At 61.0% G+C, this 16,005-nt stretch carries 14 protein-coding genes (1 of these 14 only partly in view); 7 read left to right on the forward strand and 7 right to left on the reverse strand.

The annotated features are described in order from the left end of the window. Nucleotides 1-2: 2 nt before the first annotated feature. Entirely contained in the window at nt 3-473 is a 471-nt protein-coding gene (locus tag ABDK74_RS11075) for a hypothetical protein (protein WP_346003836.1), read from the forward strand. Nucleotides 474-502: 29 nt separating this feature from the next. Here the strand turns inward: ABDK74_RS11075 and ftsY are convergent, their stop codons facing one another. Genes ftsY through dapF form a run of 3 tightly spaced genes read right to left on the reverse strand, consistent with a single transcriptional unit; the run spans nt 503 to nt 3,498 of the window. After that, nucleotides 503-1,465 (reverse strand): signal recognition particle-docking protein FtsY, encoded by a 963-nt coding sequence (gene ftsY, locus ABDK74_RS11080; protein ID WP_346003837.1) that lies wholly within the window; start codon nt 1,463-1,465, stop codon nt 503-505. A 60-nt stretch (nt 1,466-1,525) separates the two neighbouring features. After that, on the reverse strand, nt 1,526-2,728 hold the full coding sequence (locus ABDK74_RS11085) for a radical SAM protein (protein WP_346003838.1): 1,203 nt from the start codon (nt 2,726-2,728) through the stop codon (nt 1,526-1,528). Further along, the gene (dapF, locus tag ABDK74_RS11090; RefSeq protein WP_346003839.1) at nt 2,725-3,498 is read right to left on the reverse strand and encodes a diaminopimelate epimerase; all 774 of its coding nucleotides are present in this window, start codon (nt 3,496-3,498) and stop codon (nt 2,725-2,727) included. Before dapF ends, ABDK74_RS11085 begins: the two co-directional genes overlap by 4 nt. Before the next feature lie 84 nt (nt 3,499-3,582). Between dapF and ABDK74_RS11095 the strand changes: the two genes are divergently transcribed. Beyond that, nucleotides 3,583-4,233, forward strand: a complete 651-nt coding sequence (locus ABDK74_RS11095) for a class I SAM-dependent methyltransferase (RefSeq protein ID WP_346003840.1) — start codon at nt 3,583-3,585, stop codon at nt 4,231-4,233. A 127-nt stretch (nt 4,234-4,360) separates the two neighbouring features. Continuing rightward, nucleotides 4,361-6,193, forward strand: coding sequence for a DEAD/DEAH box helicase (locus tag ABDK74_RS11100; RefSeq protein WP_194255847.1), 1,833 nt, complete (start codon nt 4,361-4,363; stop codon nt 6,191-6,193). A gap of 67 nt (nt 6,194-6,260) precedes the next feature. On the opposite strand, the gene ABDK74_RS11105 is transcribed toward ABDK74_RS11100, so the two are convergent. Genes ABDK74_RS11105 through ABDK74_RS11115 form a run of 3 tightly spaced genes read right to left on the reverse strand, consistent with a single transcriptional unit; the run spans nt 6,261 to nt 8,996 of the window. After that, entirely contained in the window at nt 6,261-7,364 is a 1,104-nt protein-coding gene (locus ABDK74_RS11105) for a glycosyltransferase family 61 protein (RefSeq protein ID WP_346003841.1), read from the reverse strand. Between the two features lie 8 nt (nt 7,365-7,372). Beyond that, entirely contained in the window at nt 7,373-8,251 is an 879-nt protein-coding gene (locus ABDK74_RS11110) for a polyphosphate kinase 2 family protein (RefSeq protein ID WP_346003842.1), read from the reverse strand. Then, on the reverse strand, nt 8,241-8,996 hold the full coding sequence (locus tag ABDK74_RS11115; protein WP_346004217.1) for an SDR family NAD(P)-dependent oxidoreductase: 756 nt from the start codon (nt 8,994-8,996) through the stop codon (nt 8,241-8,243). The genes ABDK74_RS11110 and ABDK74_RS11115 overlap by 11 nt, the downstream gene beginning before the upstream one ends. A gap of 143 nt (nt 8,997-9,139) precedes the next feature. On the opposite strand from ABDK74_RS11115, the gene ABDK74_RS11120 reads away from it, so the two are divergent. Then, nucleotides 9,140-9,766, forward strand: coding sequence for a YqgE/AlgH family protein (locus tag ABDK74_RS11120; protein ID WP_346003843.1), 627 nt, complete (start codon nt 9,140-9,142; stop codon nt 9,764-9,766). Nucleotides 9,767-9,797: 31 nt separating this feature from the next. Beyond that, nucleotides 9,798-10,451, forward strand: coding sequence for a glutaredoxin 2 (gene grxB, locus ABDK74_RS11125; protein ID WP_346003844.1), 654 nt, complete (start codon nt 9,798-9,800; stop codon nt 10,449-10,451). A 66-nt stretch (nt 10,452-10,517) separates the two neighbouring features. Here grxB and ABDK74_RS11130 read toward each other — a convergent pair whose 3' ends face one another. Further along, entirely contained in the window at nt 10,518-12,746 is a 2,229-nt protein-coding gene (locus tag ABDK74_RS11130; protein WP_346003846.1) for a DPP IV N-terminal domain-containing protein, read from the reverse strand. A gap of 197 nt (nt 12,747-12,943) precedes the next feature. Here ABDK74_RS11130 and ABDK74_RS11135 point away from each other — a divergent pair, with 197 nt between their 5' ends. Both ABDK74_RS11135 and clpB read left to right on the forward strand, forming a co-directional pair. Next, nucleotides 12,944-14,023 (forward strand): aldo/keto reductase, encoded by a 1,080-nt coding sequence (locus tag ABDK74_RS11135; protein WP_346003847.1) that lies wholly within the window; start codon nt 12,944-12,946, stop codon nt 14,021-14,023. A gap of 90 nt (nt 14,024-14,113) precedes the next feature. Then, nucleotides 14,114-16,005: the 5' portion of an ATP-dependent chaperone ClpB gene (gene clpB, locus ABDK74_RS11140; RefSeq protein WP_346003848.1), read on the forward strand. Its footprint extends 709 nt past the window's final position; only the first 1,892 of its 2,601 coding nucleotides appear in the window; the start codon lies at nt 14,114-14,116; the stop codon falls past the right edge of the window.

Below are 16,005 nucleotides of genomic sequence, written 5' to 3' on the forward strand. Positions count from 1 at the left end.
TTATGGCGTCCGCTAGGTCGGTAGGAGCAGAAACGCTCCGTGCTCCGGGATTTCGGTGGTGGCACGGAATCATCATTGGCCTGATGCTGTCCTATGTGCCGGGAAGTCTGTTGGTCGCTGGCGTATTGCTGCTTCCTATGGTGGCTCTGAGGCTGTTTGATCCGAACGCGGATGGCCAGCGTCTCATGATCGTTCTGTTTTATGTTGGCGCGGTCATGGTGCGACCTCTGCACGAAGCCTGGGCGGCCAACGGCGATTGGGAGACCTGCATCGCGCAGATTACACAACCGGTGACTTTGGCACTGGACTGGCTGGCGGCTGGCGCAGCGTGGCTTGTAGCGGAGGCTTCGGCCATTGGGGGGCGGCTCTGGAATGCGGAGGTCGCCCGGCGCGAGCGCAAATCCATTGAAAAACGGATTGCCTATCTTCAGGACGAATGGCTGTCTTCGGACGAAGGGGTTCCTGCGAGCTGAGATTTCTCCCAGTCGCGGAGCCTGAAATATTATTCGACGGCGGACGTATCTTCGACCGGGGTCTCCATCAGCCTTGAGGCCAGATCGTTCGAACCACCAACCAGACCTTTGGCATAGTCCTGAGCCGAGAAGGGACGAAGGTCTTCGGCCTGCTCCCCGACGCCGACCATATGAACCGGCAGCTTGAACTGTTCCGCAAGGGCCACGACGATGCCACCGCGCGCGGAGCCGTCCAGCTTCGTCACGATCAGTCCGGTCACGTTGACCAGTTCCCGGAACACGCGCACCTGTTCGACGGCGTTCTGACCTGTCGTGGCATCCAGCACCAGCAGAACGGAATGCGGTGCTGTCTCGTCAAACTTTCGCATGACGCGGATGACCTTGGCCAGTTCCTCCATCAGCGCGCCCTTGTTATGCAGACGTCCGGCCGTGTCGATCAGAAGCAGCTCGGTTCCCGCTTCAGTTGCGCGCTTGAGGCCGTCATAGGCCAGTCCCGCTGCATCGGCGCCGTGCTTTCCGGCAATGACGGGCACATTGGCACGTTTGCCCCAGACTTCGAGCTGCTCGACAGCGGCGGCGCGGAAAGTATCTCCGGCCACCAGCATCACGGACTTGCCTTCTTCGGTGTACAGGCGGGCCATCTTGCCGATGGTCGTGGTCTTGCCGACGCCATTGACCCCGACCACCAGTACGACATGGGGCTTTTTCGTAGGATCGGGCTCGAAAGGAACTGCGACGGGCTCCAGAACACGGGCGATTTCGGTCGCGAGAGTTTCGCGGATTTCGTCGCTGGTCACGTCTTTGCCGAAGCGCGTGCTCCGGAAGCTTTCGATCACCCGTTCAGCCACGGCGGGGCCAAGGTCTGCCGCGATCAGTTCGTCTTCGAGTTCCTCAAGAGCCGTTTCGTCCAGCTTGCGGTGAGTAAAGACGGCGCCGAGACGCGAACTCGAGCGTGAAAGACCCTGTTTGAGTCGTGAGAAAAATCCAGCCATGCATGGGAGTTCGGACAGGTCGGGCCGGACGTCAAGAGCGCAGGAAGATCTGAACGTGTTTCAGGTGCGGATTTCTGCCAGAAGTGTTCCGTTTTCCAGCCCGGTGGCCCGGACGGGAACGAAACTGCCCCGGACTGGTGCGGGTGCGTTGCCGACGAGGCGGATGGCGGCGAATTCGGGGGAATGGCCGCGATCGGGTGTTTCGGCGAGAATATCGAAGTCCGTGCCGATGAGGCGTTCGAGAAAACGGTCGCGGTTTCTGTCTCCGACATCGCGGAGTCGGGCTGCGCGTTGCTGGCGTTCGGCGTTGGGAACGGCGGGCATTCTTGCCGCAGGGGTGCCGGGGCGTTCGCTGTAGGGAAAGACATGCAGGAAGGGAATTTGCTGCTCTTCGATGAAGGCGCGGGTCTCTTCGAACAGAGCCTCCGTTTCCGTAGGGAACCCTGCGATCAGATCAGCGCCCACGCCTGTTTCCGGACGCATGGAGCGCACGCGGCGCAGTGTGGCTGCAACGCCTGCGGTATCATGACGGCGCTTCATGCGCTTGAGAATGAGGTCCGACCCCGCCTGTAGGGACAGGTGCAGATGCGGCATCAGCCGCGGTTCGTTTTCCAATAGCCACCAGAGATCCGCATCGCCCGTTTTCACATCTAGAAGAACAGGATCGATGGACGACAGGCGCAGACGCCGGACGCCTTCAACACGGCGCAGTAGTTCGCGGCATAATGCACCCAGCCCCTTGCCTGTGGTGTCTTGCCAGGAGGCAATGTCCACCCCGGTCAGGACAATTTCCTGATGCCCGGCTTCGACAAGGGTCTCTGCGCGCGCGATGGCATCTTCAATGGGCGTGGAGCGGGAAACGCCGCGACCATAGGGGATAATGCAGAATGTGCAGCGATGATCGCAGCCCTGCTGGACCTGAAGAAGGGCGCGGGCATGACGTGAAGGCGGCAGGCCGGGGCCGTGGTCGCCCCAGATGGCGGGTTTGAGCTTGTCTTCATTGGGCACGACACGAACCACGCCCGGCAGTTCGGCCCAGCGATCCGGTGCGATGTCGGAGGCGCAGCCGGTCACGACGATTTTGGCGTCCGGATTTTCGCGATGCGCCCGACGGATGGCCTGTCGCGCCTGTCGTTCGGCTGTGGTCGTCACGGCGCAGGTATTGACGATGATGGTGTCGTTCTGGCCGCGCGCATGATGGGCCATGCCGTCGCTTTCATGCACGTTTAGGCGGCAGCCGAAGGTCAGGACGGAGGCTGTCACGCGGTTGTTCCATGGAAAACCGTGGCGGCGGGGCCTGTCATGAGGACGTGACCGTCCGCACGCCATGTGATGCGCAGATCTCCGCCATCCATGGTCACGGTGCAGGTGCGCTCCGTCAGGCCGCGACGCACGGCATTCACGACGGCTGCGCAGGCACCGGAGCCGCAGGCGAGTGTCAGGCCGGCACCACGTTCCCAGACGCGCAGGCGCATATGGGTCGGGGAGAGGATCTGTGCGAAACCGATATTGGCGCGTTCGGGGAACAGAGCGTCCTGCTCGAGCCCGGCGCCCAGCCCTTCAGCACGGGAGGTGTCGCCGAAAATTGTGGCATGCGGATTGCCCATCGAGCAGGCCGCTGCATCATGCAGGGGTAAGTGCAGTGTGTCACAGGCCTGCGAAAGCGGCACGTCCCGCCAGTCCAGACGGGGTACACCCATATTGATCGTGAAAAGATCGCCGTCGCGTGCTGTGGGGAGAAGACCGGCGGCAGTCTGGAGCGTGGGCGTGCCACCGACGAATTTTGCCACGCAGCGGGACGCATTGCCGCAGGCTCCAGCTTCAGAACCGTCGGGATTGAAGAAACGGACATGCACATCCGCGCCGTCCAGCGTTGGGACAGTCAGGAGCACGAGTTGGTCGCAGCCGATTCCAAAGCGCCGGTCGCACAGATGGCGGATGATAGCGGTATCGAGCGCGGGATCGTTCTGGCGGGCGTCGATTACGACGAAATCGTTGCCCAGACCGTGCATTTTCGTGAAGGAGAGGCTCATGGTGGCCCCTCTCATAAAGCATCCCGCGGGTTGACGCACGGGGAACATGCCCTCATGTCCGCTGCTGGATCAGAAGGAGTGGATATGAGCGGCCCCGAACAGCTTGAAGGAATGCACGTCGCGGCGTTCACGCGCGCCAACAACGAACCTGATACGATTTTCCATGCGCAGCATATCCCGGATTCGCTGATGGATATGGGCGCGCAGACCGCTGTGACGGCATTGTATCAGACGGCTCTGCCAGTTGGGGGCGCTGTGCTGGACCTGATGGCCGGAGCATTGAGTCATTATCCGCAGGAGGCGCAGTTCCAGCGCGTGGTAGGGCTGGGTGTCGCGAAAGCCGCTCTGGAGGCCAATCCGATCCTGAACGAACGGATTGTGCAGGATCTCAATGACGAGCCGACGCTGCCTTTTGAAGATGACAGTTTTGATGCCGTGACGCTGTGTGACGGACTGGCTTACCTGACGCAGCCTTTGGCGATCCTGATGGAAATTGTGCGGGTGCTCAAGCCCGGCGCGCCGTTGATTCTGACGTTTTCCGACCAGTTTCATGCGGCCAAAGCCGTTGCGATCTGGCAGGCGCTGGAGCCTGCGGACCGCGTGAGGCTGGTGAGCGTTCTCATGTCCCGCACCGGTCTGGTCGAGCTGGATACCGGCGAGGTCGTCCCGCCCGAGGACCTGACGGCATGGCGCGATACGGTTCATGCGGTGGTAGGCCGTAAGCCCAGAACCTGAGCTGGAAACACAAGAAAAAGCCTGCCATACGTTCTTTCTGGTATTTTGAAGCGGAAGTCTTTATGCAGCGGCATTCCAGCCGCCGCATCCTGTCGTCGGCGTGACGTTTGCCGAGTGTTCATAAAATATGCCTTTTCCCGATACCCATCCTGCCCTTAAGCGCGCCCTTGAGGCACGTGGCTACGAACAGCTGACTCCTGTTCAGGAAGCAGTTCTTCAGCCGGGTCTGGACGAGCGCGACCTGCTGGTTTCCGCGCAGACGGGGTCGGGCAAGACCGTCGCCTTCGGCCTGGCCATCGCTCCGACCCTGCTCGGAGACGCCGATCGCCTTCCGCCGTCCCCTCAGCCCATGGCGCTCGTGATCGCGCCAACGCGTGAGTTGGCGCTTCAGGTCCAGTCCGAACTCAAGTGGCTCTATGCCGAAACTGGTGCCCGTATCGCGAGCTGCATTGGCGGCACCGATGCCCGTAGCGAAGCCCGCGAGCTTAATCGCGGTGTCCATATCGTTGTCGGCACGCCGGGCCGTCTGTGCGACCATCTGTCGCGTGGCTCCCTCGACCTGTCCGCCCTGCGCTGCGTCATCCTCGACGAAGCCGACGAAATGCTGGACATGGGTTTCCGTGACGAGCTCGAAAAGCTGCTCGATGCGGCTCCGACCGAGCGTCGCACCCTGCTGTTTTCCGCAACGATCGCCCGCGAAATCGCGTCGCTGGCGCGCCGTTACCAGAAGAATGCCGAGCGGATCGACACGGTCTCGGGCGCGAAGCAGCATTCCGACATCACCTATCGCTGTGTTGTCACGCCGCCGCAGGAAATCGAACGCTCGCTCGTCAATGTGCTTCGTTTCTACGAGAGCCCGACCGCCATGGTGTTCTGCAACACCCGCATGATGGTCAATCAGGTTCAGGCGACTCTGCTTGAGCGCGGTTTTGCGTCCGTCGCCATTTCTGGCGAGATGGGCCAGAACGAGCGTAGCCGTGCGATCGAGAGCCTGCGTTCGGGTCAGGCACGCGTCTGCGTTGCGACCGATGTTGCGGCCCGTGGCATTGACGTACCGGCCCTGAACCTTGTGATTCACGCCAGCATCCCGACGGCTGCCGAGACCCTGCTGCATCGTTCGGGCCGGACCGGCCGTGCGGGCCGCAAGGGCACCAGCGTTCTGATGGTGCCGGTGAGCCAGCGTCGCAAGGCCGAGCGCCTGCTTCAGATGGCCAAGATTCAGGCGGAATGGGAAGCTGTTCCGACGGCTGCGGCGATTGCCGAGCAGGACAAGACCCGTCTGATGGACGATCCGATCCTGACGAACGCCGTGGACGACATGTCCGACGAGCTGGTCAACCAGCTCGCCGAGAAATACGACGCCACGAAGCTCGCTGCTGCGTTGGTGGGTCTGTACCGGGCGCGTCTGCCGAAGGTTGAGCAGGTCCGTCCGATGTCCGTCGAGGCCCCGCGTCACACAGAGCGTGGCGAACGTGGTGAGCGCGCGCCGCGTGAAGAACACGTCATGGCGGGTGAGTGGTTCAAGATGAGCGTTGGCCGCACTGAGCGCGCTGATCCGAAGTGGCTGATCCCGCTGATCTGCCGTTTGGGCGGCGTGCAGAAGCGCGAAATCGGCAGCATCCGCATCGATCAGGAACAGACCTATTTCCAGATCGCTGATGAGAGCGTGGCCCGTTTCAAGTCCTGCCTCGCTGGCGCAGAAGCCGACGAAGTGACGATCGAGCCGTCTGAAGCGCCTGCTGGCGGCATGGGGGCTCGTGGCCGCAATCCGGGTGAAGGCAAGCGCTTTGGCGGTGCCGGCGGTGGCCGTTCGGGTGGTGGCTTCAAGGGCGGCCCGCGTGGTGGCGCTGGCGGCGGAAGCGGTTACAAAGGCCGTGGCGGTTCGGGCTTTGGTCGTCCGAAGCCCGCAGGTGGCGACGGCCCGAAGAGTGATGGTTCGAGCCGCAAGCGCCGTTCCTGATCCGTCTTTCGGAATCTGAATGACGTGAAACCCCGCCGGAGCAGGTCTTCGGCGGGGTTTTGTTTGTTCAGGTCCGGGGGAGGCGGGCGATCAGATCCCGGACCCGGTCGAGGATGTCCGCGAGGGGCAGTGGAATCGAAGCATTGTCCGTATGGTTTTCCTGTGCAGCACCCGTCTGGAACACATCAGCCCAGTACCGGAGGCCGTCCTGTGTCGCCATAGCGGCGAAGCAGGGATTGATGTGGTGGGACGGAACAAGTTCGTAAACGAGCGTTCCCGGCTGGCACCAGGCGATATTGGCCATCCCGGCGCCGAGCATTCCCATGACCATTCCGGCCTCGCTGAACAGGCGGATCTGTTCGGTCAGGGAGAGGGTTTCAGGACAGACGCGCTCGAAACCGAGCTTTTCCAGACTGTCCGCCAGCTCGGATTCGTTGGGAACATGCCGGTTGGCCGAGGCCCCGCGTTCGATATAGATCCGCCGTCCCACAGGTTTGGCCGTAGCTCCAACCGCCTCTCGGAGACGGGCATAGGCGGCACAGGAGAGGTCCGAGATGGCAAAATCAGCGCTGCCATTGACGAAGGTGATGTAATCTAGCGTCTGGAACGCATATTGGTGCCCCTGTTTCAGACGGATATGGGCTTCGGATGTCAGCCCAAAAAGCTCCAGCGTCTCGAACTGCCAAGGATGCATGTGTTCGGGTAGCACAAGGCGGACAGCTTTATCCTGTAGGGACAGGACATGCAGGGTCGGGATCGTATGGGCGACCCAGTGATAGTAATTCGAGGCCCAGTGATCGACGCAGCTTGCCGTAAGACCCTTGAAAGGCGTGCAGTTTATCATGTCGGCCGGTCGCAGTGTCAGGGCGCGGACAGCGTCAGGGGACTGGACATAGGCTGTTTCTGGGATGGGTCGGCCTGCATACAGCAGGGTCATCAGGGGTTGGTCCAGCACGATATTGCGCAGGGCATAGTGCTGGACCGTGACCGGCATGCTCTCCCAGCCCCGAAACGGATTTCGCTCAGGATGGGGCAGGTCGGACAGGCCCGGCGCAGAGACACGCTTCACCGGGCAGGTTTCAAGCATGGTCACGCTTCGGGCGATCTCCGCCAGACCGGAAGGTCCGGCTGGTGGAGACAGCAAACGCCTGAGACGGGAGAAAATCGGCATGGTCTGGATCAGACGGTTTTGGCCGCACCTTTGAGCAGGGCCTGTTGGGCTTCCCGGAGAGAATCGGAAAGTTTCTGTTCCGGTTCCTTCAGATGCAGGCTTTCGAGTGTCTCCAGCAGCGCTTCGGCCACCAGAACGCGGGCAAGCCATTTATGGTCCGATGGAATGACGATCCAAGGGGCTTCAGGCGTTGAGGTGGCGCGGATGGCCTCTTCGTAAGCTGCGGTATAATGCGGCCAGAACTCACGCTCCTTGATGTCGGACGGGCTGAATTTCCAGCGTTTTTCCGGGTGGTCCAACCGCTTGAGCAGGCGCAGGCGTTGCTCTTCCGGCGAAATATGGAGGAACAGCTTGAGGACGATGATATTCTGACGGTGCAGATAGCTTTCGAAGTTCCGCAGATCCTGCAAACGGTGATCCCAGAAATCCGGAAGGTCCGGATTGAGCCCGCGCGCCCGGACCATGTCCGGATGAACGCGCTCCACCAGAACGTCTTCATAATGACTGCGGTTGAAAATACCGATTTCGCCACGGGAAGGTACGGCGAGATGGATGCGCCACAGATCATCATGTCGCGTCGAAATTCCAGCGGGCGCCTTGAACGACGTGACGTGCACGCCCTGCGGATTCAGGCCCGAAAAGGCGTGTCGGATCGCGCCGTCCTTGCCGGCAGTGTCCATGCCTTGAAGCACGACGAGGATGCCGTGGGTCGCATAGGCTGCAAGTCGCTGCTGGAGAATGGACATCTGGTCCACGCAGTCGCGGATGCGGGTGCGGGACTCGTTTTTCTGGCGACCCAGCGTGTCGTTGGTGGCGATGGAGGACAGACGGAATTTTTTCCCGTCCGTAATGCGAAGTTTGGCAGGAAGTCCTGTTTCAGCCGACATGACGGTTCACCGCAAGACCGCCGGATGCCTGACAGACCGGCATCATTTCCAGATAATTGACATTCACATGCCAGGGCAGCCCGATGAGCCAGGAGACTGTTTCGGCAATGTCGTCCGGTGTCAGCGGCGTCGTGTCCTTGTACACGGCCGCCGCCTTGGTGTCGTCTCCCAGACGCACGGTGCTGAATTCGCTGCCGCCACACAGGCCGGGTTCGATATTGGTCACGCGGATGCGGGTGCCGAGCAGGTCTGTCCGCAGGTTCTGGGTGAACTGGTGTACGAAAGCCTTGGTCGCGCCGTAGACGTTGCCGCCAGTATAAGGATAGGTCCCGGCCGTGCTGCCCAGAGCGATGATGTAGCCCGTATTGCGCTGGACCATGCCCGGCAGAAGTGCACGGGTCAGTTCGACAACGCCCGAGACATTGGTGGCGATCATCGATTCCCAGTTATCGGGTTCGGCGTCCTGTGCAGGGTCCATGCCAAGGGCAAGGCCTGCATTGTTCACCAGAACGTCGATATCCTGCCAGTCTTCAGGTAGTGCTGCGGGCAGTGAGCGGAGGGCGTCGCGATTGGTCATGTCGAGCGTGAAGGGCAGAACGCTCTCGCCGAGTTCGTCCTTGAGGGCTTCCAGCCGCTCCTTGCGGCGACCGGTGGCAATGACGCGGTGGCCTTCGCGGACAAGACGCGTTGCGATGGCATGGCCGAAACCTGCAGTGGCGCCGGTGACGAGGACGGTGAGAGGCATGACAATCTCCAGACGGGCAGTCCGCACCCGGCAGGGGCGGTTCGTGGGCGGTACGGGGCTCAGGTCAGTGACATTGGATGTCATTAACACTCCTGAAGGCAAACGCTTGCAATACAGGAAGGGATGCACCCATGTTGGCAGGCATGAAAAAAACACTCGATGGACGCAATGACAACCTGACGGACCCTGCTGTGACGGCGATGGGCAGAGAGGCAGGCCTTACGGGACAGCTGCTCGTGGCGGCGCCCGCACTGGCGGAGACGTTTTTTGAGCGGACGGTGATCTATCTCTGCGCGCATTCGGAGCAGGACGGGGCGATGGGGCTGATCGTCAACAGGCGTCTGGCCCAGCCGGGTTTGGACGATCTGTTCGCGCAGCTCGGAATCGACCCCAATCCTCCCGAACGCCGGATCGGGGTGTGCATGGGTGGTCCGGTGGAGCATTCACGCGGTTTTGTCCTGCATTCGGCGGACTGGGCGGGGGAGGGTAGTCTGGCCGTTGATGGGCATATGACCCTGACCGCCAGTCTGGATATCCTGCGCGAAATCGCCACTGGACAAGGGCCAAAACAGGCGATGCTGGCGCTCGGGCATGCCGCATGGGCGCCGGGGCAGCTTGAACAGGAAATCCTGCGGGACAGTTCGTGGTTTGTGGCCCCGGCAAGTGATGAGATCGTGTTCGGTACTGATCATGCAAAGAAATGGCGACAGGCTCTGGACGCCATCGAGATTGACCCGCTTCTTTTTTCTTCATCGGTCGGAGAAGCCTGAGACAGGCACCCGTCAGACACAGGAAGGCAGCATGAACGCACCCTATACCCTCTATTTTTACGAACACTGCCCGTTCTGCACCAAGGCGCGGATGATCTTCGGGTTCAAGAAGCTTCCCTATGAGAAGCGCATCCTGCTCAATGACGATGTGGATGGACCGGTTCGCATGGTGGGCCGCAAGGTCGTTCCTATCCTTGAAGAGGATGGACATTTCATGCCCGAGAGCATGGATATCGTCATGCATATCGATGGGGTTGGAACGCCTGTTCTGACGGGCAAGACGCGTCCCGAAATTACGTCATGGCTCCAGAAGGCCGCTGCTCCGCTCTATCGCCTGTTTCTCCCTCGCGCGGCTGCCGCCCCGCTGCCGGAGTTTGATACGACATCCGCGCGTGCCGGCTTCATCCGTCGCAAGGAGCCATCCGTTGGGGCTTTTAGCGCACTGCTGGAAGAGAAAACCGAAGAACTAACGCAGCTCAATGCACTGCTGAAAGATCTGGCGCCACTGATCCGTTCGCCCGAAGCTGTGAATGGCGAACTCTCCACGGACGATATCCATCTGTTCGCGCATCTGCATAGCCTCTCGCTGATCCGTGGGGTGGTTTATCCCGCTGAGATCGAGGCCTACCGGCAGGCCATGGCGGTGCGGTTCGGTGTGGAACTGTTCGACGATATCGCCGTCTGAGCGCAGCTATATTTTATAGAAAAAGGGGGCCGGATCACGCGATCCGGCCCCCTTTTAATGTCTGCATTATTTTCCGGGCTGAAGAACCGTGTGCAGGAACTGCTCCCGCCGCTGGGCCACGCGGGCGCGGATGACAGGATCGGGCAGCATATGCGTGCCCGGCAGCAGAAGCAGGTCGTAGGGCTTGCCCGCATGGAGCAGGGCCTGCGTCAGCTTCATGGTGTTCTCGAAATAGACGTTGTCGTCCGTGATGCCGTGCATGAGCAGAAGCGGTTGTTTCAGCGTGTCGGCATAGGTCAGGACGTTGCTTTTGCGATAGCCTTCCGGGTCATCCTGCGGGGTGCCGAGATAACGCTCGGTATAGGCCGTGTCATAATCCGCGAAATCGACCGGCGGTGCGCCCGCCACACCGACCTTGAACACATCCGGACGACGGATGGTCGCCATAGCGGTGAAATAGCCGCCAAAGGACCAGCCATGCACGCCAACGCGGGAGAGATCCATTTCATGATGACGTTTGCCGAGTGCCTGAAGCCCATCAATCTGGTCCTGAAGCGGCAGGTCGATCAGGTTGCCCTTGATGGCCCGCTCGAAATCATGATTGCGTCCCGGCGTTCCACGTCCGTCGAGCGTGACGACAATGTAGCCCTGATTGGCGAGGCACTGGTCATCAAGATAGGACGTTGGCGTGTCGTGCACCATCTTGGAGCCCGGTCCCGCATAGACGGACAGCACAACCGGATAATGTTTTGAGGCGCTGAAATTCTCCGGCCGGATGATAGCGGCGTCCAGATCCCGCGCCCCTGCGGTCGTGAACTCGACATGGACCGGAAGTTTCGGTGCCTGCGCCACACCCGGAAGTGTTGCCACGACATGGCCTGCCGTATCCCGCACCAGCGTCTGGCGCGTACCGGAAGCGCTGGCGAAGGTGTCCACCATGGCCGTGTGCGTACCATTCGTAACGTGGATGTTGTGAATGCCGCGTTCCGTCACGAACGGAGTAACGGCTCCGGTTTTCAGGTCGATATGGACGACCTCGTTATCCAGTCGGTTGGCGCGGACGGTGACCGTGAGGGTGTTGTGTTCGGCGTCGTAATCGTTGAGGGCGATATAGGACAGGCCGGGCGGCGTCAGGACGCGCTCGAGCTTTCCGTCCGGGGTATGGAGTTCGAGCTGCCAGTCTTTGCCGCGGTCTGCGGCCCAGAGAAATCCGGCATTATGGTCAAGAAAGACGGGAAGGTTGTGGCCGCCGGACGTGGCACGCGGGTCCAACTCGATCCATGCCGGGTCGGACTGCTCCAGAAGGAGATGAGTGGCGCCGGTTGCGGGGTCGATCGTGAGAAGCTGTTCTTTCGTCTGTTCGCGGTTGAGTAGGACGATGGCGAGGGGGGCATTCTTCCGCCAGACGACGCGACCGAGATAGGGCCATGCATCGTGGTCCCATGAAATCCAGCGGATCGGGCCGCCTTTGGCGTCCACGAGGCCGAAGCGGGTTTTGGCGTTGTTCGTGCCCGCGCGGGGATAGCGGAAGGCGATGGGCTCGGCCTGCGGGGCCTCGGGGTTGGTGATGTAGTGCTTTTCGACGTCGCTGTTATCGGCTTCCTCGAACAGGATGGTCTTGCTGTCGGGAGACCACCAGGCGCCATCCGCACGTTCCAGTTCCTCGGCGGCAGCAAATTCGGCGAGGCCATGGCTCAGAGTGTCACTGCCGCCGGTTGTCAGGCGCGTTTCGTGTCCGCTGACCAGATCGACACTATAGAGATCATTATCCCGCACGGCGGCAAGGCTTAGACCGTCCGGCGAGATGCGGGGCGCGATCCACTGCCCCTCGACCGGTGTGACGCGGCCGTCATCCGTAGCGATGCGTTCGAGCTGCCCACCCTGCGAGGCGAGAACCGTGCCGCCGTCTTCGCTCATCTGGTAGTCGGTGATGCCGGACATGCTCTGACGTGCCCGTTCGCGCCGGGCTTTTTCCTCTACCGACAGATGTTCCGGCCCCGATGCAGGTGTGGCCAGTTCATGGATCGAATGATCCGGCAGGTCGTAGCGATAAAGATGCAGATGCGTGTCGAACGGTCCCGAGCGCAGGAACAGAATGGAGTGACCGTCCGGTGTGATTTCCGCATGGTTCGGCAGGCCCAGTGTGCCGTTCCGGGTTTTGGCGAGATCGAGCATACAGGCTGCGGGATTGGCGGCTGCGGCAAGGCTGGGGAACAGCAGCGGAGACAGGACGGCGCAGGCCATAAGGGTTTTGCCCATAAAGGTTATGCGCAGGGGAAGGGACGGCGAGAGCATTGCATCTCCACAGGGATGGCGATGGACGGGATTTTGACGTCGATCATGGACCGCAGTGCCGTTTGTGAACAGAGTTTGTGGAAGGATCTGCGTAACCTTCTCACGTTTTCGGGAGTGGGGGCGATTTTACCGGGACCGATCCCGGTTTCGTGTGTTCTGCATTGCGGTACGTCTCAGCAAGAAGGAGCCTGATGGATATGCAGTATCGTCAGCTTGGTCGCTCGGGCCTGAAGATTTCAGCACTCAATTTCGGATCGGTTACATTCGGCGGGCAGGGCAATTTTGCCGCCACCGGCAAGGTGGACGTCGCGGAGGCCACGCGGATGGTGGACGTCTGCGTCGAGCATGGCGTGAACATGTTCGATACGGCGGATGCCTATTCCGGCGGTGAGGCCGAGGAAATTCTGGGTCGTGTTCTTCAGGGACGCAGCCGCGAACTGCTCGTGACCTCCAAGGTGCGTTTTCCGACGGGAAAGGGGCCGAACGAGCAGGGCCTGTCGCGCCATCACATTCTTAATGCCTGCGAAGACAGTCTGCGTCGTTTGGGTCGCGATCATATCGACCTCTATTATCTGCATGAATGGGACGGCCTGACGCCGGTCGAGGAAACGCTTGAGGCGCTCCAGACCCTGCGCGATCAAGGTAAGATCCGGTATGCGGGTATTTCCAATTTTGCGGGCTGGCAGGCGATGAAGCTGCTGGGCGCAGCCGAGCGGGATCGGCTGATCGCCCCGGTCAGCCAGCAGCTTTATTACTCGCTGGAAGCCCGGGATGCCGAATATGAGCTTTTACCACTGGCCGTAGATCAGGGTCTGGGCGTGCAGGTCTGGAGCCCGCTCGCCTGTGGCCTGCTGACGGGGAAGTATCGTCGCGGCAAAACGGCGCCGGAAGATTCTCGCCGGATTTCCGGCTGGCCGGAGCCGGAAGTCCGGGATCTGAAAAAGCTCTACGATACGGTGGAGGTTCTGGTGCAGATCGCGGAAGAGCATAGCGTTTCCGCGGCGCGCGTGGCTCTGGCCTGGACGCTGCACAAACCGGGGATCACATCGCTGGTTCTGGGTGCGCGCAAGGAGAGCCAGCTTCTGGACAATCTCGCTGCCGCGTCGCTCCGTCTGACGCAGGAGCAGGTTCGCAGACTGGACGATGTGAGCGCGCCGGACCTGATTTATCCGTACTGGCATCAGAACCGGAATGCGTTCGACCGTCTATCCAAGGCGGATCTTGTGTTGCAGGGGCCGGCAAAACGTCATCGCGATGCTCTTGAAACGAAAAAATGACTGCCTAAATATTAGTCACAGGCCGCTGCCTCCGGGGGCGGCCAAGCACATCAATGCTGCCGTAACGGGGCATACGAGGACTTTAAGGCTATGGACATTCAGAATTTTACCGAACGCAGCCAGGGCTTTCTTCAGGCCGCACAGACCATTGCGCTTCGGGACTACAACCAGCAGCTCACGCCCGAGCATCTGCTTAAGGCCCTGCTGGACGATGAACAGGGCGCGGCATCCGGTCTGATTCGTGCTGCGGGTGGTGACCCGAAGGTGGTTCAGGCTGCCAATGACGCCGCGCTTGCCAAACTGCCGAAAGTGCAGGGTGCCGGTGCTGGCCAGCCCCAGATGACGCCGGATCTTGCCCGTCTGCTGGACGGCGCGGAATCTGCTGCGAAAGTCGCGGGCGACAGCCATGTAGCGCAGGACCGTCTGCTTGTGGCGATTGCCGCTAGCAATACGGCTGCGGGCAAGGCACTTGTGGACGGCAAGGCCAGTGCCGGGGCTCTGGAGCGTGCTGTTGCGGAAATCCGCAAAGGACGTACCGTCACGAGCGCATCTGCGGAAAATACGTTTGACGCATTGAAAAAATACGCCCGTGACGTCACGGCTGTGGCGCAGGCCGGCAAGCTCGATCCGGTTATTGGCCGTGACGAGGAAATCCGCCGGACCATTCAGGTTCTAGCCCGTCGCAGCAAGAACAATCCCGTCCTGATCGGTGAGCCGGGCGTGGGTAAGACGGCCATTGTTGAAGGGCTCGCACAGCGGATCGTCAACGGTGACGTGCCTGAAGCCTTGCGCAACAAGAAGCTGATGTCGCTCGATATGGGCGCGCTGATTGCCGGTGCGAAATATCGCGGTGAGTTCGAGGAGCGTCTGAAGGCTGTTCTCAAGGAAATCGAGACGGCTGAAGGCGAGATCATTCTCTTCATCGACGAAATGCACACCCTTGTTGGCGCTGGCCGGTCCGATGGCGCGATGGATGCGTCCAACCTCATCAAGCCGGAATTGGCGCGCGGCACGCTGCATTGCGTGGGTGCGACGACGCTCGACGAATACCGTAAGTATATCGAGAAAGACGCGGCGCTGGCCCGTCGTTTCCAGCCGGTTTTCGTGGGTGAGCCGTCCGTTGCCGATACGATCTCGATTCTGCGTGGCATCAAGGAGAAGTACGAGCTGCATCATGGCGTCCGCATTACGGACAACGCCATTGTTGCGGCCGCAACCCTCTCCAATCGCTATATCACCGACCGCTTCCTGCCGGACAAGGCGATCGATCTGATCGACGAGGCTGCCAGCCGTCTGCGGATGCAGATCGACAGCAAGCCGGAAGCTCTGGACGAACTCGATCGCCGCATTATCCAGCTTAAGATTGAGCGGGAAGCCATCCGCAAGGAAGACGATAACGCGTCGAAGGATCGTCTGGTCGCGCTGGAGGCCGAACTGGCGGATCTGGAAGAGCAGTCCGATGCGATGGGCGCTGAATGGCATGCCGAGAAGGATCGGGTGAATGCGATCCAGAAGCTGAAGGAACAGCTCGATACGGCGCGGTTCGATGTGGAGGTCGCGCAGCGTCAGGGCAATCTCGGTAAGGCGTCTGAGCTGATGTACGGCCTGATTCCGAACCTCGAGGCTCAGATCGCCAAGGCGCAGGAAGAAGAGGACGCCTCGTCGAAAAGCGGGCTGTTCGCCGATACCGTGACGGATCAAGGAATAGCCTCGGTTGTTTCCCGCTGGACGGGTGTGCCGGTGGACCGGATGCTCGAAGGTGAACGCGCCAAGCTGATCCGCATGGAAGACACGCTTCGTGATCGTGTCGTCGGGCAGGAACAGGCTCTTGTGGCCGTGTCGAACGCCGTCCGCCGGGCGCGGGCGGGGCTTCAGGACCCGAACCGTCCGATCGGCTCGTTCCTGTTCCTTGGGCCAACGGGTGTTGGCAAGACCGAGTTGACCAAGGCTCTGGCGCAGTTCCTGTTCGATGACGAGAAGGC

Source organism: Gluconobacter sp. OJB (assembly GCF_039638275.1).
Classification (GTDB): domain Bacteria; phylum Pseudomonadota; class Alphaproteobacteria; order Acetobacterales; family Acetobacteraceae; genus Gluconobacter; species Gluconobacter cerevisiae.

Excerpts from the sequence above, each read along its gene's own strand:
- ABDK74_RS11115 (WP_346004217.1), bottom strand. The coding sequence starts at position 8,996 with ATGCCTCTCACCGTCCTCGTCACCGGCGCCACTGCAGGTTTCGGCCAT.
- ABDK74_RS11135 (WP_346003847.1), top strand. The coding sequence starts at position 12,944 with ATGCAGTATCGTCAGCTTGGTCGCTCGGGCCTGAAGATTTCAGCACTC.
- ABDK74_RS11130 (WP_346003846.1), bottom strand. The coding sequence starts at position 12,746 with ATGCTCTCGCCGTCCCTTCCCCTGCGCATAACCTTTATGGGCAAAACC.
- ABDK74_RS11110 (WP_346003842.1), bottom strand. The coding sequence starts at position 8,251 with ATGTCGGCTGAAACAGGACTTCCTGCCAAACTTCGCATTACGGACGGG.
- ABDK74_RS11120 (WP_346003843.1), top strand. The coding sequence starts at position 9,140 with ATGAAAAAAACACTCGATGGACGCAATGACAACCTGACGGACCCTGCT.
- ABDK74_RS11095 (WP_346003840.1), top strand. The coding sequence starts at position 3,583 with ATGAGCGGCCCCGAACAGCTTGAAGGAATGCACGTCGCGGCGTTCACG.
- ABDK74_RS11075 (WP_346003836.1), top strand. The coding sequence starts at position 3 with ATGGCGTCCGCTAGGTCGGTAGGAGCAGAAACGCTCCGTGCTCCGGGA.
- grxB (WP_346003844.1), top strand. The coding sequence starts at position 9,798 with ATGAACGCACCCTATACCCTCTATTTTTACGAACACTGCCCGTTCTGC.
- ABDK74_RS11105 (WP_346003841.1), bottom strand. The coding sequence starts at position 7,364 with ATGCCGATTTTCTCCCGTCTCAGGCGTTTGCTGTCTCCACCAGCCGGA.
- ftsY (WP_346003837.1), bottom strand. The coding sequence starts at position 1,465 with ATGGCTGGATTTTTCTCACGACTCAAACAGGGTCTTTCACGCTCGAGT.
- dapF (WP_346003839.1), bottom strand. The coding sequence starts at position 3,498 with ATGAGCCTCTCCTTCACGAAAATGCACGGTCTGGGCAACGATTTCGTC.
- ABDK74_RS11100 (WP_194255847.1), top strand. The coding sequence starts at position 4,361 with ATGCCTTTTCCCGATACCCATCCTGCCCTTAAGCGCGCCCTTGAGGCA.